Source organism: Methylobacterium sp. 092160098-2 (assembly GCF_028920805.1).
Lineage (GTDB): Bacteria > Pseudomonadota > Alphaproteobacteria > Rhizobiales > Beijerinckiaceae > Methylobacterium > Methylobacterium fujisawaense.
On record NZ_JAQPZJ010000001.1, the window covers coordinates 3,531,476 to 3,551,745 of the forward strand.

The following is a 20,270-nucleotide window of genomic DNA, read 5'->3' on the forward strand; positions in this document are numbered from 1 at the left end:
GCCGATTATTTTCGGCACCGCGGCTTCAGGCGGTTGACTCTGGTCGCGGTTCCACCAACGTTGTACGTCCGGAAGAGACCGGGGCGGCAGGCGGCCAGGAGATCCTTCTGGGAACCGCCGTTTCGCCGTTGCAGCAGGAGACCTAAGCCATTCGTAGACCGATGAGAGCCATGCCGGCCCCGCAGAAGGACGGGCCGCGCGCCAACCGCGACATTCGCGGTGTGCGGGAAGTGCAGCTGATCGACGATACCGGGCAGAACCGCGGCGTCGTCCCCTTCTTCGACGCCCTCAATCTGGCTGAGGAAGCCGGTCTCGATCTCGTGGAGATCGCGCCGAACTCCGTGCCGCCCGTCTGCAAGCTGCTCGATTACGGGCGCTTCCGCTTCAACGAGCAGAAGAAGCAGAACGAGGCCCGCAAGCGCCAGAAGACCGTCGAGGTGAAGGAGATCAAGCTCCGCCCCGGCATCGACAAGCACGACTACGACACCAAGATGAAGTCGGTGCACCGCTTCTTCGAGGAAGGCGACAAGGTCAAGGTGACCCTGCGCTTCCGCGGTCGTGAGATGGCTCACCAAGATATCGGTCTGCGCCTCCTGGAGCGCGTGAAGAGCGAGACGGCGGAGATCGCCAAGGTCGAGAGCGAGCCGATGCTCGAAGGCCGCCAGATGATCATGATCCTGGCGCCGCGCTGAGCGGCACCGATCCCGAGACGCGAGACCCGCGCCGCCTCCTCACCGGGGCGGCGTTGTCTTTTCAGCGCTTCCGATTGGCGGCGCCGCGGATTAAGGGGCAGCCATGGCCCTCGCTCCCGATGAGATCGAACGCTACGCCCGCCACCTCGTCCTCGCCGAGGTCGGCGGCCCCGGCCAGGCCCGGATCAAGGCCGCCCGGATCCTGGTCGTCGGGGCCGGGGGGCTCGGCGCGCCGCTGATCCAGTATCTCGCCGCCGCCGGAATCGGGACGATCGGAATCGTCGACGACGACGCGGTTTCCCTCTCGAACCTCCAGCGGCAGGTGATCCACGGCACGCCGGATCTCGGCCGGCCGAAGGTCGAGAGCGCCGCCGACGCGGTGGCGCGGCTCAACCCGCACGTGACCGTCGTCCCGCATCCGGTCCGGATCGATCCGGACAACGCCGTCGACCTGATCGCCGGCTACGACCTCGTGGCCGACGGATCCGACAATTTCGCCACGCGCTACGCGGTATCGGATGCCTGTTTCCGCGCGCGCCGCCCGCTGGTGACGGCGGCGCTCGGCCGCTTCGACGGCACGCTGACCACGATCCGCGCCCACGAGACCGGGCCGGACGGGACGCCGAACCCGACCTATCGCTGCCTCTTCCCGAACCCGCCCCCGCCCGGCAGCGTGCCGGCCTGCGCGGAGGCCGGCGTACTGGGAGCCCTGGCCGGGGTGATGGGCTCGCTGATGGCCATGGAGTTGCTCCGCGCGGTGGCGGGCTTCGGAGAGCCCCTCGTCGGGCGCCTCCTGATGGTCGATGCCCGCGCCATGCGGTTCGAGACGCTGAGCTACGGCTGGGATCCCGACAACCCGCTCAGCGGCACCGGCGCCTCAGCGGCCTAGGGAACCCGGCGGCATCCACGGGCCCTCGACGGTCTCGGCGCCGAGGCAGCACTTCTTGAACTTCTTCCCGGAGCCGCAGGGACACGGATCGTTGCGGCCGACGTCCTTAAGCGGATTGCGCTGCGGCTCCCCCGCGCCCTCCTCGGCCCAGTCGAGGGCTTCCACCGGCTCGTCGAGGTAGCCGTACTGGTAGGGGCCGAGCCGGTCGCGGTCGTCCGGATTGGCCTCGGCCTTGCGCAGAGCGTCCTTGAACCACCCGGCGTCGCTGATCTCGTCGGTGAGGCGTCCGTCGGCACGGGCCGCAGCCGCCCGGGGCGCGAGGTCCCGGAAGCCGAGATGGGCGATCGTCTCCTCCCAACCGACCCAGGCCGGCGCCTCTTCCACGGCCGCCTGGGCGTCGTCGAACCGGACCAGCAGGTCGTGCATCGCGGCCCGGTCGATCCGACCCTCCAGGGTCAGGAAGGTGCAGGCGCTGAGCAGCGCCATGCGCACGTAATCGTCCACCGTGCTGTCCAGGATCAGGCGGAACAGCGGCTGCGGATCGCCGTCGAACAGGCTCGCCAGGATCTTGGCAAGGGTCGCCGTGACGGCATCGCCGAGGAGTGCGTCGAGGGTTTCCTCGTCGTGCCGGAGCAGCCTCAGCAGCGGTGCCAGGGCGCGCGTATCCCGGGCATGGGCCAGGACGTGCAGGCCCCAGAAGAGAAGGTTCGTCTCCTCCAGCGTCAGCTCACGTCCGTCGGCCGCGCCCTCCAGCAGCGGCAGCGCCGCCTCTGCGACGGCGGACGGGTGCTTGAGCGCTTCCCGCAACGCCGCCTTCGGCCGGTATTCGGCCGCCGCGAGGTCTTCGATCAGCAGGGCGATCCGGTCCATGGCGGCGCCTCAGGTCCGAAGGGTCGCGCCGGTTTTGCGGGACACCTCGGCGACGATCCTGGCGCTCACCGCCTCGATCTCCGCGTCGGTGAGGGTCCGCTCGACGGGCTGCAGGCGCACCGCGATCGCCACCGACTTCGCGCCGTCCGGCACGCCGGGTCCCTCGTACAGATCGAACACGTCGACGCCGGTGACGAGCTTGCGCTCGGCGTTCTGTGCGGCCTTCACGAGGTCACCCGCCGGCACGTCGCGGCCGACCACGAAGGCGAAGTCCCGCGACAGCGGCTGGAGCTCCGACAGCACCAGGGCGGCCTTGGCCTTGGTCGGCTTGTGCTTGGGCTGGGGCAGGGCGTCGAGGACGATCTCGAAGGCCACGAGGGTACCCTTCAGGTCGAGGGCCTGGAGCGTCCGCGGATGCACCTCGCCGAACCAGCCGATCTCGGTCTTCGGACCGAAGCGCAGGGTGCCCGAACGGCCGGGATGAAGCCAGGACGGGCCGCCGGCGGTGATCTGAAGGCCGCCGGTCGGAACGCCGAGGCTGCCCAGCAGGGCCAGGGCGTCGGCCTTGGCGTCGAAGGCGTCGACGGTCCCGGCCGTGCCGTGCCAGTGGCGTCCGGCGCCCGACAGACCGGCACTGCCGCGCCGGACCGCCGCCGCCCGGATGGTCTGGCCCTCCGGCGCATCGGAGGCGAAGCACTGGCCGACCTCGAACAGGGCCGCGTCCGGATAACCCCGGTCGGCATTGCGCTGCGCAGCCCGCAGGAGCCCCGGCAGCAGGCTCGGCCGCATGTCCGACAGTTCCGCGGCAATGGGATTGGCCAGGACCAGATCGGCACCGCCGCCGCCGAACAGTTCGGCATCGCCATGCGGGACGAACGACCACGTGACCGCCTCCATGAGGCCCCGGCTCGCCAGGGCCCGCTTCGCGGTGCGGGTCCGCTTCTGCATCACCGTCAGCAGCGGACGGCCGATTCCTTCGAGCGGGGGCAGGGGCTTGGCCTCGATCCGGTCCAGCCCGGCGATGCGCACGACCTCCTCGACGAGGTCGGCCTTGCCTTCGACATCGGGCCGCCAGGACGGCGTCAGCACCTTCACCCGGTCGCCGGTCCCCGAGATGTGGAAGCCCAAAGTCTCCAGGATCACCTTCATCTCGACACGCGGCACGTCGAGGCCGGCCAGGCGGCGGACCTCGCTCCACGGAAAGTCGATGATCCGCTCGGATTCGGGAGGCTCGCCGACGATATGCGCCTCGGTCGGCGTACCGCCGCACAGGTCCACCACCAAGCGCGTCGCGAGATCGAGGCCCGGCAGCGTGAAGGCCGGATCGACACCCCGCTCGAACCGGTAGCGCGCGTCGGTGATGAGGCCGAGTCGGCGGCCCGTCTGGGCGATGTTGGCCGGGTCCCAGAGCGCCGATTCGATCAGCACATCCGTGGTGCCGGCGTCGCAGCCGGAGTCCTGGCCGCCCATGATGCCGGCGATGGATTCGACGCCGTTCCGGTCTGCGATCACCACCATGTCGTCGGTGAGCGCGTGGGTCCGGCCGTCGAGGGCGAGCAGGCTCTCGCCCTCGCGCGCACGGCGCACGGTGAGCGGCCCGGCGACCTTGGCGGCATCGAAGACGTGGAGCGGGCGACCGCGATCGAAGGTCACGTAGTTGGTGATGTCGACGAGCGCATTGATCGGGCGCAGGCCGATGGCCCGCAGCCGGGCCTGCATCCAGCCCGGCGACGGCCCGTTCGTGACCCCGCGGACGAGCCGCAGGGCGAAGAGCGGGGCGAGGTGCCGGTCGGCCGGCTCGAAGGCCAGCTCCACCGCGACCGGGCAGGGGCCCTCGCCGCGCACGCCCGGCAGCGTCTCGCGCTTGAGCGTGCCGAGGCCGGCGGCCGCGAGATCGCGGGCGATGCCGTGGACCGAGGTGCAGTCCGACCGGTTCGGCGTCAGGTTGATCTCGATGACCGGATCGTCGAGCCCGGCATAGAGGGCGTAGGCCTGGCCGATCGGTGCGTCGGTCGGGAGCTCCATGATGCCGTCATGGTCGTCGCCGAGGCCGAGCTCGGCGCCCGAGCACAGCATGCCGCGGCTCTCCACCCCGCGGATCGTGCCCACCGACAGGGTGATGTTCTTGCCCGGAACGTAGGTGCCCGGCGGCGCGAAGACCGAGACGAGACCGGCCCGGGCGTTCGGCGCTCCGCAGACCACCTGCACGGGCGCGCCCGCGCCCGTCTCGACGGAGCAGACCCGCAGCCGGTCGGCGTTCGGGTGCTGCTCGGCCGTCAGGATCTTCGCGATCACGTAGGGCTTCAGCGCGGCGGCCTTGTCCTCGACGCCCTCTACCTCCAGGCCGATCCGCGTCAGCGTCTCGGCGACGGTGTCGAGGGTGGCCTCGGTGTCGAGGTGGTCCTTGAGCCAGGAGAGGGTGAATTTCATGATGGACCTTCGAGAGCCCGATATCGGCTCGACCGTCGGAGGAACAGGATGGCGGGGCCGTCACCGGAGCCGGAGGGCCCCGGTGAGGCCGGTGCGGCTCAGCCCGTGAGGCCGCCCACGAGGCTCGGAACGTCGAGCGGGCGGAAGCCGTAATGATCCAGCCAGCGGACGTCGGCCTCGAAGAACGGCCGCAGGTCCGGCATGCCGTATTTCAGCATGGCGATTCGGTCGATGCCGACACCGAAGGCGAAGCCCTGCACGGCATCCGGGTCGAGCCCGCAATTGCGCAGCACGTTCGGGTGCACCATCCCGCAGCCCAGGATCTCCAGCCAGTCGTCGCCCTCGCCGAAGCGGATCTCGCCGCCCTTGCGCGAGCACTGGATGTCGACCTCCGCGGAGGGCTCGGTGAAGGGGAAGAAGGACGGGCGGAAGCGCATCTTCACGCCCTCCACCTCGAAGAACGCTTTGCAGAACTCCTCCAGCACCCATTTCAGGTTGGCGATGTTGGCCGCCTTGTCGATCACCAGCCCTTCGACCTGATGGAACATCGGCGTGTGGGTCTGATCGGAATCGTGCCGGTAGGTCCGGCCCGGGATGATCACCCGGATCGGCGGGGTTTGCGCCCGCATGGTGCGGATCTGGACCGGCGAGGTGTGGGTGCGCAGCACCTTGCGCTTCCCGTCGCGGTCCGGCGCCAGGAAGAAGGTGTCGTGCATCTCGCGGGCCGGGTGCCCGGGCGGGAAGTTGAGGGCGGTGAAGTTCAACTCGTCCGTCTCGATGTCCGGACCCTCGGCTACCGCGAAGCCCATATCGGCAAAGATCGCGGTGATCTCGTCGATCACCTGGGAGATCGGATGGATCCGGCCGCGCACCTCGGGGGCCTCGCGGACCGGCAGGGTCACGTCGACCCGCTCGGAGGCGAGGCGGGCCTCCAGCGCGGCCTCGGCGAGGGCGGTCTTGCGCGCGGTGACGGCGCCCTGGACCCGGTCGCGCAGGCCGTTGATGAGCGGGCCGCGCTCCTTGCGCTCCTCCGGCGTCATCGCACCGAGGGTCTTCAGCAGATCCGAGACACTGCCCTTCTTGCCGAGCGCGGCGACGCGGACCGCGTCGAGGGCCGCCTCGTCGGACGCCGCGCTCACCTGGGCCAGGAGATCGCGTTCGAGGGTATCGAGATCGGTCATCGCTGTCTTCGAGCAGGGTTGGCGGAGTCGGCCGTCGGGCCGTGCTCTCGCGCGTTGTGCGCCCGCACGCAAGCGCGGGGCAGGGGACCTCGTAAACGACGAAGGCGCGGCTCCCCGGGGAACCGCGCCTTCCGTACGTCTCGCCTCAGGCCTGGATCAGGCGGCCTTGGCGGTGGTCTGCGGCAGTGCGGCCTTCGCCTTCTCGACGACGGCGGCGAAGCTCGCCGGCTCGTGGATCGCGAGCTCCGACAGGGCCTTGCGGTCGACGACGATGCCGGACTTCGCCAGACCGTCGATGAAGCGCGAGTAGGTCAGGCCGTGCTCGCGGACCGCCGCGTTGAGACGCTGGATCCAGAGGGCGCGGAACGTGCGCTTCTTGTTCTTGCGGTCGCGGTAGGCATACTGCATGCCCTTCTCGACCGCCTGCTTGGCGATCCGGATCGTATTCTTGCGCCGGCCGTAATAGCCCTTGGCGGCCTTCAGAACTTTCTTGTGCTTCGCGTGACTGGTCACGCCGCGCTTGACGCGGGCCATCGGTTATCTCCTGGATTCGACGAAAGACAGTGGCAACGGGTGTTGAAGGACTTACCGCGCGTTCGGCAGGAAATACTTCTTCACGTTGGCGGCATCGCCCTCGAACAGGGTCGTGGTGCCGCGCAGGTTGCGGATCTGCTTGGTCGTCCGCTTGATCATCCCGTGGCGCTTGCCGGCCTGGGCGTACATCACCTTGCCGGTGCCGGTGATCTTGAAGCGCTTCTTCGCGCCCGATTTCGTCTTCAACTTGGGCATTTGGCTCTCCGTTGCGCGAAATGATCCCGGACCGCCCCGCAAGGGTCGGATGGGGTTCGCGCGCTGATGCTTCTGGTGGAGCAGCACGAGCCGCCACGGCAGCCCTATCGGCCGGGCGGTTCGACGCGGTGCGGCTTATGACAGAAAGCTGACGCGGCGGCAACGCCCGTGAGGCGGGACGCGGGCCTGGGGGGCGGAGGGCCCTGGACATCCGCGTCGCCGGTCCGGGGCGCAGCGGGCGAGCCCGGGATCCAGAAGCGCCGACACCGCCGTTTCGGGCGCCCGGTCCGTATCCAGGTCCGGGATCTGCTGCGCCGTCCCGGAGTACGGGTTTGTCGGGTCCGGGCGCAACCTGATCCCGATAGCCGGCGTTCGTGACCCTGAGGCGCATGGAGGCGATGCGCGTGTCCGGACCGGAGACGGGCCGGCTCCGCGCAACTGCCCCGCGAGCAGCGGAAGGGGCGCCGGTGACCATGTCGCGGCCGCTGATTCGGAGGAATTCGGGGACAGCGAGCGCGCTGCACAAAACGGTGAGCGACAACGGGGGTCGCCAGGAACCATAACCTTGGCCGTCTGTTTCATTCATGTCCCGCTCAGGCCGGCAGGGTTAGACCCCCCGTCAAATTCGGCCAACCAGGAGACACTTCGTGCGCATTGCCCAGATCGCTCCGTTGTCGGAGGCCGTCCCTCCGAAGTTCTACGGCGGCACCGAGCGCGTCGTCAGCTGGATTACAGAGGAACTGGTCCGCCAGGGTCACGAAGTCACGCTGTTCGCCAGCGGTGACTCCGAGACGTCTGCCAAGCTCGCAGCCTGCACGCCCGAGGGCCTGCGCCTGCTCGGCTACCGGGATCACACCGCCAGCCACCTGGCGATGCTGCATCAAGTGCACCGCCGCGCGCACGAATTCGACATCCTGCACTTCCACATCGACCTGCTTCAGTATCCGATGTTCGAGGATCTGAACCACAAGTGCATCACCACGATGCACGGTCGCCTCGACGTGCCGGACTTCATGCCGGTCTACCGCACCTTCACGGGCATGCCGCTGGTCTCGATCTCCGACAACCAGCGCCTGCCCATGCCGCCGACCTCCAACTGGCTGGCGACCATCCATCACGGCCTGCCGGCCGAGAACTGCCCGTATTACCCGGACGCCAAGGGCGGCTACCTCGCCTTCCTCGGCCGCATCTCGCCGGAGAAGCGCCCCGACCGCGCGATCGAGATGGCGATCCGCTCCGGTACGCCCCTCAAGATCGCCGCCAAGGTCGACAAGGCGGACCAGGATTACTGGGACGAAGTCATCGAGCCGATGATCCATCACCCGCTTGTGGAGTATATCGGCGAGATCAACGAGGAGCAGAAGAAGGAATTCCTCGGCAACGCCCTGGCGCTCGCCTTCCCGATCGACTGGCCGGAGCCCTTCGGCCTCGTGATGATCGAGGCCATGTCGGCCGGCACCCCGGTGATCGCCTTCCGCAACGGCTCCGTGCCGGAGGTGATCAAGGACGGCGTCGGCGGCGTTCTCTGCGAGAACATGGACGATGCCGTCGCGGCCGTCGCCAAGGTCAAGACCATGAGCCGCGCTGGCGTGCGCCGCCACTTCGAGAGCGCCTTCACCGCCGAGTGCATGGTGAAGAAGTACGTCGCTGCCTACGAGGACCTGCTCGGCCGTGGCGCCGACGTGATCAAGCTGCCGAAGTCCGGCTACAAGGCGCAATACGGCGAGGTGAACGGCTCCGCACGGCCGGCGATCCCGGTCGCCGCCATGCCGGCCTGAAATCCGGCCCCGGGCTTGCGAGGCAGGTCCGGCTCGGCCTAGCGTCTTAAAGGCGACTCATCCGTAGGATGAACAGGGGCTGCCGCATCGAATGGATGCGGCAGCCCTCTCGATTCGCACCTCTCACTTGCACCCGGAGATGCCCTGCATGGCGGCGGACAACACGGCAGCGGCCCACGATGCGAAGGCCCGGACCGCGGAGAGCGCCGGAAGCGTGGCGCACGGTTTCCAGGACGCGGACGACGTCCTGCCGACCTATCACATCGAGGCGCACACCTCGCTTGTGGAGCGGCCCCTCCGCTCGCTGAAGTTCGGCGAGGCCTTCGGCGTTCTCGATTCCTACGGCGATATCGGCGTCCAGCCCGGCCCGGAGGGCCTGTATTTCCAGGACACGCGTTACCTGTCGCGTCTGGAAGTGACGGTGGAGGGTCAGCGCCCGCTGATGCTCTCCTCGGTGATGCAGGACGACAACGGCGCGCTCAGCGTCGACATGACGACGCCCGACATCCGTCTCGATGCCCATGACGAGACCTCGATCCCGCGCGAGACGATCGCCATCGAGCGCACCAAGTTCCTGTTCCGCGGGGCCTGCTACGACCGGATCGGTCTGCGCTCCTACGATTCGAAGCACCGCCGCCTGCGCATCGTCGTGACGTTCGACGCGGATTTCCGCGACCTGTTCGAAGTCCGCGGGACCGACCGCCAGGAGCGCGGCAAGCGCGGCGTCCTGGTGGCAAGCGATCGGGAGGTGCAGTTCCGCTATGTCGGCCTGGACGAGATCGTCCGGACGACGGCGCTGCATTTCGGCCCGAAGCCCAACTCGATCGAACCCGGCAAGGTGGTTTTCGATGTCTCGCTCCCGCCGGAGGGCCGGGCCTCGCTGTTCATCCGCGTCACCTTCGAGGCGCACCGGGCCTTCACCAAGCCGCCGACCGACACGATGGTCGGGGAGGACGCGGCCGCCAAACTGACCCTCGCGGCCAATGCCGGTGGCGCCCGGCGCGAGCCGAAGGATCTCGCCGAGGGCACGATCTTCGCCCGCGCCTACCGCGACTCGCGGCGCGATCTCCGGAGTCTAACCGCCGGCATCACCACGATCATCTCGTCGAACGACCAGTTCAACGAGGGCCTGTGCCGGGCCACGGCCGACCTCTACATGCTGGCGAGCCGCACCCCGGAGGGCATCTACCCCTTCGCCGGCATCCCCTGGTACTCCACGGTGTTCGGCCGCGACGGCATCATCACGGCGATGATGGCGCTCTGGATCGACCCGAAATTCGCCCGGGGCGTGCTCCGCTACCTCGCCTCGACGCAGGCCAAGGCGGTCGATCCGGCCGCCGACGCCCAGCCCGGCAAGGTGCTGCACGAGACCCGGCGCGGCGAGATGGCGATGCTCGGCGAGGTGCCGTTCCGGCACTATTACGGCACCATCGACGGCACCCCGCTCTTCGTGATGCTGGCCTGGGAGTACTACGCCGTCACGGGCGATCTCGACACCGTTCGGGCGATCTGGCCCGCGCTGGAACTCGCCCTGGAATGGATGGACCGTTACGGCGACCGGGACGGCGACGGCTTCGTCGAGTACGCCCGCGACACCGACAAGGGCCTGGAGAATCAGGGCTGGAAGGACAGCCACGATTCGATCTTCCACACCGACGGTCACCTGGCCAAGGGCCCGATCGCCCTTTGCGAGGTGCAGGGCTACGTCTACGCGGCCAAGAACGGAATGGCGAAGCTCTCGGCTCTGCTGGGGCACGACCCGATGGCCGAGCGTCTCACGCAGGAAGCCGTGGCGCTTCGCGAGAACTTCGACGCGGCGTTCTGGAACGAGGAGATCGGCACCTACGCCCTGGCCCTGGACGGCGCGAAGAAGCAATGCGCGGTGCGCTCGTCCAACGCGGGCCACGCCCTGTTCACCGGCATCGCCAAGCCGGAGAGGGCGTCACGGGTCGCCGAGACCCTGCTCGGCAAGGACGGCTTCAACGGCTGGGGGGTGCGCACCATCGCCAAGGGCGAGGCGCGCTACAATCCGATGTCCTACCACAACGGCTCGATCTGGCCGCACGACAACGCGCTGATCGCGATGGGTCTGGCGCGCTACGACCGCAAGCACGAGGCCGCCCGCATCTTCCAGGGCATGTTCGACACCTCGCTCTACCAGGACCAGAAGCGCCTGCCGGAACTGTTCTGCGGCTTCATGCGCCGCAAGCAGCGCGGGCCGGTCTCCTATCCGGTGGCCTGCAGCCCGCAGGCCTGGGCGGCGGCGGCGCCCTTCGCTTTCCTGGCGGCCTGCCTCGGTCTCGAACTCGACCACGAGCGCAACCGCGTCCGGCTCAAGAACCCGATCCTCCCGGCCTTCCTCGACGGTGTGACGCTCTACAACGTCAAGCTCGGCGGTTCGCGCCTGGATCTCCGCTTCCAGCGCTACGACGACGATGTCACCGTCTCGGTGCAGCGTCGCCACGGCGACGTGCAGGTGGTGGTGACCAAGTAGGGCCGGGCACACGGGAGTTCCGGTGCGGCCCGCTTCGGGGTAAGCGGGCCGCGCGGCATGTCACGCCGCCGAGGACGGGTTCATGCCGGCTGATCATCACGCCCCCGACGCGGCCCTGCGCCTCGCACAGGCCCTGATCCGGTGCCCGTCCGTGACCCCGGAGGATCGGGGCGCCCTCGACGTTGTCGCCGACGCGCTCCGGCCTGCCGGCTTCGCCGTCGAGCGGCCGGTCTTCTCGGAGCCCGGCTATCCCGACACGCCGAATCTCTACGCGCGCATCGGACGGGACGGTCCCTGTCTCGTCTTTGCCGGCCATACCGATGTCGTTCCGGAAGGCGAGGGCGCGTGGCGCCACGGACCCTACGCGGGTGAGGTGGCCGACGGGATGCTGTACGGCCGGGGCGCCGCCGACATGAAGGGCGGCGTCGCCTGCATGCTGGCGGCGACGCTCGCCTTCCTGGAGCGGCGGGGCGACGGCTTCGCCGGCTCCATCGCCTTCCTGATCACCGGCGACGAGGAGGGGCCTGCGGTCAACGGCACCGTGAAGCTGCTCGACTGGGCGCGCGCCCGGGGCGAGCGGTTCGACCATTGCGTGCTCGGGGAACCGACCAATCCTGGCCGGCTCGGAGAAATGATGAAGATCGGCCGGCGCGGGTCGCTGACCGGCAAGCTCACCGTGATGGGGCGGCAGGGCCACGTCGCCTACCCCCACAAGGCCGAGAACCCGATCCCGGGCCTGCTGCACCTCGCCTCGGCACTGGTCGCCGAGCCGCTGGATCGTGGGACCGCGCATTTCGATGCTTCGAACCTGGAATTCACCACGATCGACGTGGGCAACCCGGCCAGCAACGTGATCCCGGCGACCGCGCGGGCGACCTTCAACGTCCGCTTCAACGACGACTGGACGGCCGAAACGCTCGGGGCCGAGATCCGCCGGCGCCTGGAGCAGGCGGCCGGGAACGCGGTGCGCTTCAGCCTCGACCTTCAGCCTTCGAACGCCCCGGCCTTCCTCACCCGGCCGGACGCCTTCGTGGATCTCGTCTCCGAGGCGATCCGGGCGGAGACCGGCTTGACGCCCACGCTCTCGACCACGGGCGGCACCTCCGATGCGCGCTTCATCAAGGATGCCTGCCCGGTGATCGAGTTCGGGCTCGTCGGTGAGACCATGCACCAGATCGACGAATGCGTGGCCGTCGCCGATCTGGAGCGGCTCACGGCGATCTACGAGCGGGTGCTCGAGGCTTATTTCCCGAACGCGTAGTCGACACCCACGAAGGTCAGCCCCGCGGCTGGAGCGAGCGGTCCGCACCGGCGCTTCTCGCCCGAAGCGAGGATCTCGGCCACGTCGTCCGCCGAGAGGCGTCCACAGCCCGCGAGCATCAGCGTGCCCACCATCGCCCGCACCTGATGGTGCAGGAAGGAGCGCGCCGCGGTCGCCACCACGATCTCGTCGTGCAACGCCATCGGAGCCCGGGCGACGTCGAGCTGCTCCAGCGTGCGGATCGGGCTGTTCGCCTGGCACTCGGCGGCCCGGAAGGCCGAGAAGTCGTGGCGGCCGACGAGGCGCTGGGCGGCGGCGTGCATGAGACCGACATCGAGGGGCCACGGCACGTGCCAGACATGGGCCCGCGTCAGCGCGGCGGGGCTGCGCCGGTTGAGGATGCGGTAGCGGTAGTGCCGGCGGATCGCCGAGTGGCGGGCGTCGAAGCTCTCCGGCACGATCTCCGCGGACAGGACCGCCACCGGCTGTGGCCGGAGATGCGCGTTCAGCGCGTCCCGTACCGTGTCGGTCCGCCAGTCCTTGGCGAGGTCGAGATGGGCGACTTGATGAATGGCATGCACGCCGGCATCGGTCCGGCCCGCGCAGGTGAGCCGGACATGCTCTCCCGAGAAGCGCGTGACCGCCGTCTCGATCGCGCCCTGGACGGTGAGGTCGTCGGCCTGCCGCTGCCAGCCGCAGAACGGGCTGCCGTCGTACTCGATGACGAGCTTGTAGCGGGGCATCAGCCGAGGCGGGCGCCGGGCGTCAGGCGGGCGCCGCGGACGAACTCGGCCCCGCTCGCGCTGCCGCCCTTCCCGGCGCGTCGCAGCTCCATGAGCCGCACGGCGCCGTCGCCGCACGCGACGGTGCAATCGGTGTCGCACAGCGTGCCGGGTGTGCCCGCACCCTCTGCCGGGGCGGCTCGCAGCACCTTCACGCGCTCGGGTCCCTTGCCGAGATCGACCTCGATGAAGGCGCCGGGGAAGGGCGACAGCCCGTTGATCCGATTGGCGATTTCACCGGCCGACCGGGACCAGTCGATCCGCGCCTCGTCGTTGGTGATCTTGTGCGCGTAGACGACGCCGTCCTCCGGCTGGGGTGTGAACGTCAGCGTGCCCGCATCGAGCCGGACGAGAGCCTGCGCCATCAGGTCGGCGCCGAGGGGCATCAACGCGTCGTGCAGCTCGCCCGCAATCATGCCTGGCGCGATGGGTATTCTCGCCTCCAGGGCCACGGGGCCGGTGTCGAGGCCCGCCTCCATCCGCATCACGCCGACGCCGCTCTCGGCATCGCCCGCCATCACGGCGCGCTGGATCGGCGCCGCGCCGCGCCAGCGCGGCAGCAGGGAGCCGTGCAGATTCAGGCAGCCGTGCTTCGGTGCGTCGAGGATCGCCTGCGGCAGGAGCATCCCGTAGGCCACCACGACGGCGACGTCGGCCCGGTGCGCCGCGAAGGTCTCGGCCGCTTCGGGCGTGCGCAGCGTCGCGGGCGTCAGGACCGGCACGCCGAGGGTGTCGGCGAGGGCGTGGACCGGGGAGGGGCGCAGGCTCATGCCGCGGCCCGCCTTCGCTGGCGCACGGGTATAGACCGCCACGATGTCGTGCCCGTCCTGCGCGAGCCGCGCGAGCGTCGGCACAGCGAAGTCCGGCGTGCCCATGAAGACGACGCGCATGGCCGGGTCAGGCCGCGTCGCGCTTGGCCGCCTTGGTGAACTTCTTGATCACCCGGTCGCGCTTCAGCTTCGACAGATGGTCGATGAACAGCACGCCGTTCAGATGGTCGATCTCGTGCTGGATGCAGGTGGAGAGCAGGCCGTCGGCCTCGATCTCCTGCTCGTTGCCGTCGATGTCGCGGAACTTCACGCGCACCCGGTCCGGACGCTCGACTTCGGCGTAATAGTCCGGGATCGACAGGCAGCCCTCGTCGTAGACCCGCCTTTCCTCAGAGGACCAGACGATCTCGGGGTTGATGAAGACCCGGGCGTCGCGGACGCCCTCCTCCTTCGACGTGTCGATCGTGACCACGCGCTTGGCCACGCCGATCTGGATCGCGGCCAGCCCGACGCCGGGGGCATCGTACATCGTCTCGAACATGTCGGCGACGAGAGTGCGGATCTCGCCGGTGATCGGGCCGACCGGTTCGGAACCCAGGCGCAGGACGGGATCGGGGAGGATGACGAGCGGGCGGATGGTCATGGCGGAAACCGGCAGGGAAGGCGCCGGGACGGGTCCAGGCTCAGCGTCGAATAGGATGCGGCCGAAGACCGGTCAAATACCGGCTCGATCCGCGTGATCGCCCGTCAGAAGGCCGTGCGGCTGCGGATCGCCGCCGACAGGGTGCCCTCGTCGAGGTAGTCGAGTTCGCCGCCGACCGGTACGCCGTGCGCGAGGCGCGTGACCTTCACGTCGCAGTGCCGGATCGACTCGGTGACGTAGTGGGCGGTGGTCTGGCCGTCGACGGTGGCGTTGAGAGCCAGGATGACCTCCGTCACCTCGGGCCGGGCCACGCGCTCCACGAGGCTCGCGAGGTTCAGGTGCTCCGGCCGCACGCCGTCCAGCGCCGAGAGGACACCGCCGAGCACGTGGTAGCGCGCCTTCACGGCGCCCGAGCGCTCCAGGGCCCAGAGATCGGAGACATCTTCCACCACCACGAGCGTCGTCGGGTCGCGCTCCGCGTCGCGACAGATCGTGCAGGGGTCGGACGTATCGACGTTGCCGCAGCTCGAGCACACGATGATGCGGTCGGCCGCCACCCGCATGGCGTCGGCGAGGGGGCCGAGCAGCGTGTCGCGCTTCTTGATGAGCTGGAGGGCGGCCCGCCGCGCCGAGCGCGGTCCGAGGCCGGGCATGCGGGCCAGCAGCTGGATCAGGCGTTCGATCTCGGGGCCGGCGACGGCTTGGGGCATCGTGCCTCTTGATGAGGAAGGGGCTGTCAGGTCCGGATGGGCATAGACGCCGCCGGGCAGCGCGCAAGGGTGTACGCGTGCGTGTCCGGCATATGGGTATTCCAGAGCCGCTCCGCCGATAGCGTTACGCTGTGCGATGAACGGAACTGCTTACAGACTTGGGTTCCTGAGTCCACAACTGTGCTCTAATCTGTTTGTCCACGTTGCGGGCCCCTGGCGGAGCCCATAATGACAGCGAAGCTTCGCCGCCTACTCGATGGAGAGACGGGAAGCAGCCGGGAACGGAGATCCTGCGTGCGGCGGTCCTGTACGACCGCACGGACGTCTCCCGGGCAAACCCGGACGGCGGAGCCGTCCGGCACAATCGCGTCGACGGTCGAACAGGGGCCCGGGAGATACGATCTTGACCAACATCGGTGATCACAACGCGGCCCACGGCGCCGAGGCGACCGGCTTCCGCGACCTCAAGGCCGTCCACTGGAATTTCGAGGCGCCGCGTCTCTACGAAGAGGCGCTGGCCCGCAAGGAGGCCCAGCTCGCCCGCGGCGGCGCCCTCGTGGCGACCACCGGCAGCCACACCGGCCGCTCGCCCAAGGACAAGTTCGTGGTCCGGGACGCCGGGACCGAGAGCGAAGTCTGGTGGGACAACAACGGTGCCATCACGCCCGATCAGTTCGAGACCCTGCGCCAGGATTTCCTGAAGCACGCCGAGGGTAAGGAGCTGTTCGCCCAGGACCTCTACGGCGGCGCCGATCCGGCCTACCGGGTCAAGGCCCGGGTGTTCACCGAGTTCGCGTGGCACTCGCTGTTCATCCGTAACCTGCTGATCCGGCCGGACCGCTCCGAGATCGCGTCCTACGTGCCCGACATGACGATCATCGACCTGCCGAGCTTCCAGGCGGATCCCGCCCGGCACGGCTGCCGGTCGAAGACCGTGATCGCCATCGACTTCTCGAAGAAGCTCGTCCTGATCGGCGGCTCCGCCTACGCGGGCGAGATGAAGAAGTCGGTCTTCACCTATCTGAACTACATCCTGCCCGGCCAGGGCGTGATGCCGATGCATTGCTCGGCCAACGCGGCCCTCGACGCGGAGGGCGGCTCGGCGATCTTCTTCGGCCTCTCGGGCACCGGCAAGACGACGCTGTCGAACGATTCCTCCCGCCAGCTCCTGGGTGACGACGAGCACGGCTGGTCGAATTCCGGCATCTTCAACTTCGAAGGCGGCTGCTACGCCAAGACCATCCGCCTCTCGCGCAACGCCGAGCCGGAGATCTACGCCACCACCGAACGCTTCGGCACGGTGATGGAGAACGTCGTGATCGATCCCGCCACCCGCGCGCCGGATTTCGACGATTCCTCGCTCACCGAGAACACCCGCTGCGCCTATCCGCTCGATTTCATCGCGAATGCCAGCGCCACCGGCCGGGCCGGGCATCCCAAGAACATCGTGATGCTGACCTGCGACGCCTTCGGGGTGATGCCGCCGATCGCCAAGCTCACCGGCGCCGAGGCGATGTACCACTTCCTCTCGGGCTACACCGCCAAGGTGGCCGGCACCGAGCGCGGCCTGACCGGGCCGGAGGCGACCTTCTCGACCTGCTTCGGTGCGCCGTTCATGCCGCGGCACCCGAGCACCTACGGCAACCTGCTGCGCGACCTGATCGCCAAGCACAGTGTCGATTGCTGGCTCGTCAACACGGGCTGGACCGGTGGCGGCGTCGGTACCGGCCGGCGCATGCCGATCCGGGTCACGCGCCGTCTGCTGAGTGCGGCGCTGGACGGCTCCCTGGCCCAGGCCGAGTTCCGCCGCGACCCGTATTTCGGCTTCGCGGTGCCGGTCTCCGTGCCGGGCGTCGAGCCGCACATCCTGACCCCGGTGAAGACCTGGGCCAACAAGGGGGCCTTCGTCGAGACGGCGGCGCGTCTGGTGAAGATGTTCGACGACAACTTCAAGCGGTTCGAGACCCATGTCGATGCCGACGTACGTGCCGCCGGGCCGTCCGCTCAGGCGATCGCGGCCTGAAAACGCGATCGGGCGGCCCGAGGGGCCGCCCGCCTTTATCGGGCCGGAGCGACCCACGCATGTCCGAACCGCGCCGGCCTCGCGAGGTGCCGCAAGGTCGCGGAGGCCGCCGAAGAGACCTTCAGCCGGCCGCGCGAGCCCCGAAAGTCTCCGCGATGGCGCGGCCGCACCGCGGGATGCGGATCGGGGACGGGATGAACGGCAATAGACCGACCTAGAACGGCAGCTTCATCCCGGGCGGCAGGGGCAGATCCTTGGTCAGTTCCGCCATGCGCTGCTGCATGGTCGCCTCGGCCTTGCCGCGGGCGTCGTTGCAGGCCGCCACGATCAGATCCTCGAGAATCTCGCGCTCGTCCGCCACCATCAGGGATGGGTCGATGCTGACGCCCGTCATCTGGCCCTTGGCCGTCATCGTCACCCGGACAGATCCCCCGCCGGAGGCGCCGGTGACCTCGATCCCGTCCATCTCGGACTGCAGGTTGGCCATCTTCTCCTGCATGGCCTGAGCCTGCTTCATGATGCCCATCAGGTCGCGCATGCGGCTCTCTTTCCGTTTCCTCGTCTGATCTGGGTACGATGCGGCTCCGGCGCCACCGTCGGTCGGGCGCGCCTCAGGCGTCGTCGTCCTCGGCCTCGCCGACCGGCGCGGCATCGCCGTCCGCGAGAACGTCCGGCTCGGCGGAGGGCAGGGCCTCGGGCGCGGTCTCGCGCACATCGACGATCTCAGCCCCGGGGAAGCGTGTCAGCACCTCGCGCACGAAGGGGTCGGCGGCGGCGTTCTCGCGGCGCGTCTCGGTCGCCGCCCGGGCGGCTGCATCAAGGGTCGGCGCGCCCTCTTCCTTCGACAGGGCCACCGACCAGCGCCGCCCGGTCCATCGGTCGATGGCGGCGGCGATATCGGTGGCGAGGCTCGGGCGGCCGCCCGGGGCGAGGCGGAACTCGATCCGACCTTCCTCGAAGCGCACCAGATGCACGTCGCGCTCCAGCGCGGTGCGCAGCAGGATATCCCGATTGGCGTCGGCCAGAGCGATCAGGTCTTCGAATCGCCCAAGGCGCGGCGCCGGGGGGGCTGCGGGCACCGGTCTCGGAGACGGCACGCTCATGGCGGTGGGCGCTGTCATAGGCGCCGGCTCCGCCGTCGCCGTCCGGGGTGCGGCGGCCAGCGCCGCGGAGCCGCCGCCACGCAGGTCGGGGATCGGCGGCAGCGGCGGACGCGCCGGCACGGGAGGGGGCTCGTGCGCGGGCGCAGCGGCCGCCTCGGCCTTGAGCTGGCGCAAGGCCTCGTCGGGGGTGGGCAGGTCGGCCGCGTAGGCGAGGCGCACGATCGCCATCTCGGCCGCCGCGAGGGGCCGGGGTGCGGCCTGGACCTCGGGGATCGCCTTCAGCAGGATCTGCCACGCCCGCGACAGGGCGCGGATCGAGAGCTTCTCGGCGAATTCCGCCCCGCGGACGCGCTCCGTCTCGCTGAGCGTGGGGTCGGCGGCCGTCTCCGGAACCACCTTGAGCCGGGTGACGAGATGCGTGAACGCCGCGAGATCGGAGAGGACAACCGACGGGTCCGCGCCGGAATCGTACTGCGCCCGCAATTCCGCGAAGGCGGCCGGAACCGAGCCGCGCATCACCGCCTCGAACAGGTCGAGGATCCGGGCGCGATCGGCGAGGCCCAGCATGTCGCGCACGCTCTGCGCGGTGATCGTGCCGGCGCCGTGGGCGATCGCCTGGTCGAGGAGCGAGAGCGCGTCGCGCACGGAGCCTTCCGCGGCGCGGACGATGGCGCCGAGAGCCTCGTCCTCGACGGAGACGCCCTCGGCCGCGCAGACCTTCGCGAGATGCGCATGCAGGGTCGGCGCCTCGACCCGGCGCAGGTCGAACCGCTGGCAGCGGGACAGGATCGTCACCGGGACCTTGCGGATCTCCGTGGTGGCGAACACGAACTTGGCGTGGGGCGGCGGCTCCTCCAGCGTCTTCAGGAAGGCGTTGAACGCCTTCTCGGAGAGCATGTGGACCTCGTCGACGATGTAGACCTTGTAGCGCGCCGAGACCGGCCCGTAGCGGATGCCGTCGATGATCGCCCGGACGTCGTCGATGCCGGTATGCGAGGCGGCATCCATCTCCAGCACGTCCATGTGCCGGGATTCCATGATCGCCGCGCAGTGGAGGCCGAGTTCCGGCATCGACACGGTCGGGCCGGTGTCGGGCTGGCCGGCGCGGGCATAGTTGAGGCCGCGGGCCAAGATGCGGGCCGTGGTGGTCTTGCCGACGCCGCGGACGCCAGTGAGCATCCAGGCCTGCGGGATGCGGTTGGCCGCGAACCCGTTGGCGAGGGTGCGCACCATGGCATCCTGGCCGATCAGGTCGCCGAAATTGGTGGGGCGGTACTTGCGCGCGAGCACCCGGTAGGGCGTCGCCGCGACGGCGGGCGCTGGAAACCCGGGCAGGCCCGGCTCGTCGTCAGGCGTGCCGGTCGTAGCGTCCATGCCGTGTCGGGATCGAGCTTCCGCGCGCGGGAATGAGGTGGGAGGCTGGACGAAGACCCGCTCGGTCTCGTTAGGGCTGCTTCCTTCCGGACCTGACCCGGTTGGCGAGTGAAACGTCCCTCGCCAACCCCCCGACGGCTATATGGCCGTGCCGTTCGCCGAACGCAAGCGCCGCCTACTCGGCCTTGCGCTTCACGATGGCCAGGGTCTTCGGATCGAGATGCAGATCGAACTGCTTGCCGTTCGCGTCAATCGCATCGTCGACCTCGATCATGCCGTCGTCGAGCTCGATCTCCTTCCACTTGGTGAAGCCCTCCTGCTTCAGCATCGCCTCGACCTTGGCCTGCTGGTCGGGAGGAAGCTTCTCGTCGGCATGGGCTGCGAGGCCGGTGCCGGCGATCAGGGTCAGGGCGAGGAGGGGCGTGGTCAGACGCATGGCTTTCTCCAGTCCGTCGAGGGTTTCCGGCTTTGAACAGGAATG

The 20,270-nt window shown here is 69.3% G+C and carries 18 protein-coding genes and 1 other RNA gene; 6 read left to right on the plus strand and 13 right to left on the minus strand.

Annotated elements, in window-relative coordinates:
• Window positions 1-170 precede the first annotated feature (170 nt).
• Window positions 171-692: a translation initiation factor IF-3 gene (gene infC, locus PQI07_RS16645; RefSeq protein ID WP_020092802.1), complete on the plus strand. Its 522-nt coding sequence runs from the start codon at window positions 171-173 to the stop codon at window positions 690-692.
• A gap of 103 nt (window positions 693-795) precedes the next feature.
• The gene (locus tag PQI07_RS16650; RefSeq protein WP_043356462.1) at window positions 796-1,581 is read left to right on the plus strand and encodes a HesA/MoeB/ThiF family protein; all 786 of its coding nucleotides are present in this window, start codon (window positions 796-798) and stop codon (window positions 1,579-1,581) included.
• On the opposite strand, the gene PQI07_RS16655 is transcribed toward PQI07_RS16650, so the two are convergent.
• From PQI07_RS16655 to rpmI, 5 genes are all read right to left on the minus strand, one after another.
• Entirely contained in the window at window positions 1,570-2,451 is an 882-nt protein-coding gene (locus PQI07_RS16655; protein ID WP_274927019.1) for a DUF1186 domain-containing protein, read from the minus strand. The genes PQI07_RS16650 and PQI07_RS16655 overlap by 12 nt on opposite strands.
• Window positions 2,452-2,460: 9 nt before the next feature.
• A complete protein-coding gene (gene pheT / locus PQI07_RS16660; RefSeq protein WP_274927020.1) occupies window positions 2,461-4,881 on the minus strand; it encodes a phenylalanine--tRNA ligase subunit beta in 2,421 nt (806 codons plus the stop codon).
• A 98-nt stretch (window positions 4,882-4,979) separates the two neighbouring features.
• Complete coding sequence (pheS, locus tag PQI07_RS16665; protein ID WP_043355813.1) at window positions 4,980-6,062, minus strand: phenylalanine--tRNA ligase subunit alpha; 1,083 nt, start codon at window positions 6,060-6,062, stop codon at window positions 4,980-4,982.
• 156 nt (window positions 6,063-6,218) lie between these two features.
• Window positions 6,219-6,596 (minus strand): 50S ribosomal protein L20, encoded by a 378-nt coding sequence (gene rplT, locus PQI07_RS16670; RefSeq protein WP_043355811.1) that lies wholly within the window; start codon window positions 6,594-6,596, stop codon window positions 6,219-6,221.
• 51 nt (window positions 6,597-6,647) lie between these two features.
• Window positions 6,648-6,851: a 50S ribosomal protein L35 gene (rpmI, locus tag PQI07_RS16675; RefSeq protein ID WP_007561407.1), complete on the minus strand. Its 204-nt coding sequence runs from the start codon at window positions 6,849-6,851 to the stop codon at window positions 6,648-6,650.
• Window positions 6,852-7,498: 647 nt separating this feature from the next.
• Here rpmI and PQI07_RS16680 point away from each other — a divergent pair.
• The 3 genes from PQI07_RS16680 (at window position 7,499) to dapE (ending at window position 12,384) form a co-directional block, all read left to right on the plus strand.
• Window positions 7,499-8,629: a glycosyltransferase family 4 protein gene (locus PQI07_RS16680; RefSeq protein WP_182591706.1), complete on the plus strand. Its 1,131-nt coding sequence runs from the start codon at window positions 7,499-7,501 to the stop codon at window positions 8,627-8,629.
• 148 nt (window positions 8,630-8,777) lie between these two features.
• A complete protein-coding gene (locus tag PQI07_RS16685; protein ID WP_043378625.1) occupies window positions 8,778-11,123 on the plus strand; it encodes an amylo-alpha-1,6-glucosidase in 2,346 nt (781 codons plus the stop codon).
• An 82-nt stretch (window positions 11,124-11,205) separates the two neighbouring features.
• Window positions 11,206-12,384 (plus strand): succinyl-diaminopimelate desuccinylase, encoded by a 1,179-nt coding sequence (dapE, locus tag PQI07_RS16690; protein ID WP_053611456.1) that lies wholly within the window; start codon window positions 11,206-11,208, stop codon window positions 12,382-12,384.
• Here dapE and truA read toward each other — a convergent pair.
• From truA to recR, 4 genes are all read right to left on the minus strand, one after another.
• Window positions 12,366-13,127, minus strand: coding sequence for a tRNA pseudouridine(38-40) synthase TruA (gene truA, locus PQI07_RS16695; RefSeq protein ID WP_043758419.1), 762 nt, complete (start codon window positions 13,125-13,127; stop codon window positions 12,366-12,368). The two genes, dapE and truA, sit on opposite strands and share 19 nt — an antisense overlap.
• Window positions 13,127-14,056 (minus strand): methionyl-tRNA formyltransferase, encoded by a 930-nt coding sequence (fmt, locus tag PQI07_RS16700; RefSeq protein ID WP_274927021.1) that lies wholly within the window; start codon window positions 14,054-14,056, stop codon window positions 13,127-13,129. The genes truA and fmt overlap by 1 nt, the downstream gene beginning before the upstream one ends.
• Window positions 14,057-14,063: 7 nt before the next feature.
• Window positions 14,064-14,579, minus strand: a complete 516-nt coding sequence (def, locus tag PQI07_RS16705; protein WP_043347596.1) for a peptide deformylase — start codon at window positions 14,577-14,579, stop codon at window positions 14,064-14,066.
• Between the two features lie 104 nt (window positions 14,580-14,683).
• Window positions 14,684-15,289 carry a recombination mediator RecR gene (gene recR, locus PQI07_RS16710; protein ID WP_053611458.1) on the minus strand — a complete coding sequence of 202 codons (606 nt, stop codon included), beginning with the start codon at window positions 15,287-15,289 and terminating at the stop codon, window positions 14,684-14,686.
• Between the two features lie 403 nt (window positions 15,290-15,692).
• Here recR and PQI07_RS16715 point away from each other — a divergent pair, with 403 nt between their 5' ends.
• Window positions 15,693-17,312 carry a phosphoenolpyruvate carboxykinase gene (locus tag PQI07_RS16715; RefSeq protein WP_043758414.1) on the plus strand — a complete coding sequence of 540 codons (1,620 nt, stop codon included), beginning with the start codon at window positions 15,693-15,695 and terminating at the stop codon, window positions 17,310-17,312.
• 214 nt (window positions 17,313-17,526) lie between these two features.
• On the opposite strand, the gene PQI07_RS16720 is transcribed toward PQI07_RS16715, so the two are convergent.
• The 4 genes from PQI07_RS16720 to PQI07_RS16735 form a co-directional block, all read right to left on the minus strand.
• Entirely contained in the window at window positions 17,527-17,850 is a 324-nt protein-coding gene (locus PQI07_RS16720; protein WP_043347589.1) for a YbaB/EbfC family nucleoid-associated protein, read from the minus strand.
• A 73-nt stretch (window positions 17,851-17,923) separates the two neighbouring features.
• Window positions 17,924-19,789: a DNA polymerase III subunit gamma/tau gene (locus PQI07_RS16725; protein ID WP_053611459.1), complete on the minus strand. Its 1,866-nt coding sequence runs from the start codon at window positions 19,787-19,789 to the stop codon at window positions 17,924-17,926.
• A 35-nt stretch (window positions 19,790-19,824) separates the two neighbouring features.
• Window positions 19,825-19,923: signal recognition particle sRNA small type (gene ffs / locus PQI07_RS16730), an RNA gene on the minus strand.
• 41 nt (window positions 19,924-19,964) lie between these two features.
• A complete protein-coding gene (locus PQI07_RS16735; RefSeq protein ID WP_043347585.1) occupies window positions 19,965-20,225 on the minus strand; it encodes a PepSY domain-containing protein in 261 nt (86 codons plus the stop codon).
• Window positions 20,226-20,270: the final 45 nt, after the last annotated feature.

Bases quoted from the DNA above. Each gene is read 5' to 3' on its own strand.
- infC (WP_020092802.1), top strand. From the start codon at position 171: ATGCCGGCCCCGCAGAAGGACGGGCCGCGCGCCAACCGCGACATTCGC.
- PQI07_RS16650 (WP_043356462.1), top strand. From the start codon at position 796: ATGGCCCTCGCTCCCGATGAGATCGAACGCTACGCCCGCCACCTCGTC.
- PQI07_RS16655 (WP_274927019.1), bottom strand. From the start codon at position 2,451: ATGGACCGGATCGCCCTGCTGATCGAAGACCTCGCGGCGGCCGAATAC.
- pheT (WP_274927020.1), bottom strand. From the start codon at position 4,881: ATGAAATTCACCCTCTCCTGGCTCAAGGACCACCTCGACACCGAGGCC.
- pheS (WP_043355813.1), bottom strand. From the start codon at position 6,062: ATGACCGATCTCGATACCCTCGAACGCGATCTCCTGGCCCAGGTGAGC.
- rplT (WP_043355811.1), bottom strand. From the start codon at position 6,596: ATGGCCCGCGTCAAGCGCGGCGTGACCAGTCACGCGAAGCACAAGAAA.
- rpmI (WP_007561407.1), bottom strand. From the start codon at position 6,851: ATGCCCAAGTTGAAGACGAAATCGGGCGCGAAGAAGCGCTTCAAGATC.
- PQI07_RS16685 (WP_043378625.1), top strand. From the start codon at position 8,778: ATGGCGGCGGACAACACGGCAGCGGCCCACGATGCGAAGGCCCGGACC.
- dapE (WP_053611456.1), top strand. From the start codon at position 11,206: ATGCCGGCTGATCATCACGCCCCCGACGCGGCCCTGCGCCTCGCACAG.
- truA (WP_043758419.1), bottom strand. From the start codon at position 13,127: ATGCCCCGCTACAAGCTCGTCATCGAGTACGACGGCAGCCCGTTCTGC.
- fmt (WP_274927021.1), bottom strand. From the start codon at position 14,056: ATGCGCGTCGTCTTCATGGGCACGCCGGACTTCGCTGTGCCGACGCTC.
- def (WP_043347596.1), bottom strand. From the start codon at position 14,579: ATGACCATCCGCCCGCTCGTCATCCTCCCCGATCCCGTCCTGCGCCTG.
- recR (WP_053611458.1), bottom strand. From the start codon at position 15,289: ATGCCCCAAGCCGTCGCCGGCCCCGAGATCGAACGCCTGATCCAGCTG.
- PQI07_RS16720 (WP_043347589.1), bottom strand. From the start codon at position 17,850: ATGCGCGACCTGATGGGCATCATGAAGCAGGCTCAGGCCATGCAGGAG.
- PQI07_RS16725 (WP_053611459.1), bottom strand. From the start codon at position 19,789: ATGGACGCTACGACCGGCACGCCTGACGACGAGCCGGGCCTGCCCGGG.
- PQI07_RS16735 (WP_043347585.1), bottom strand. From the start codon at position 20,225: ATGCGTCTGACCACGCCCCTCCTCGCCCTGACCCTGATCGCCGGCACC.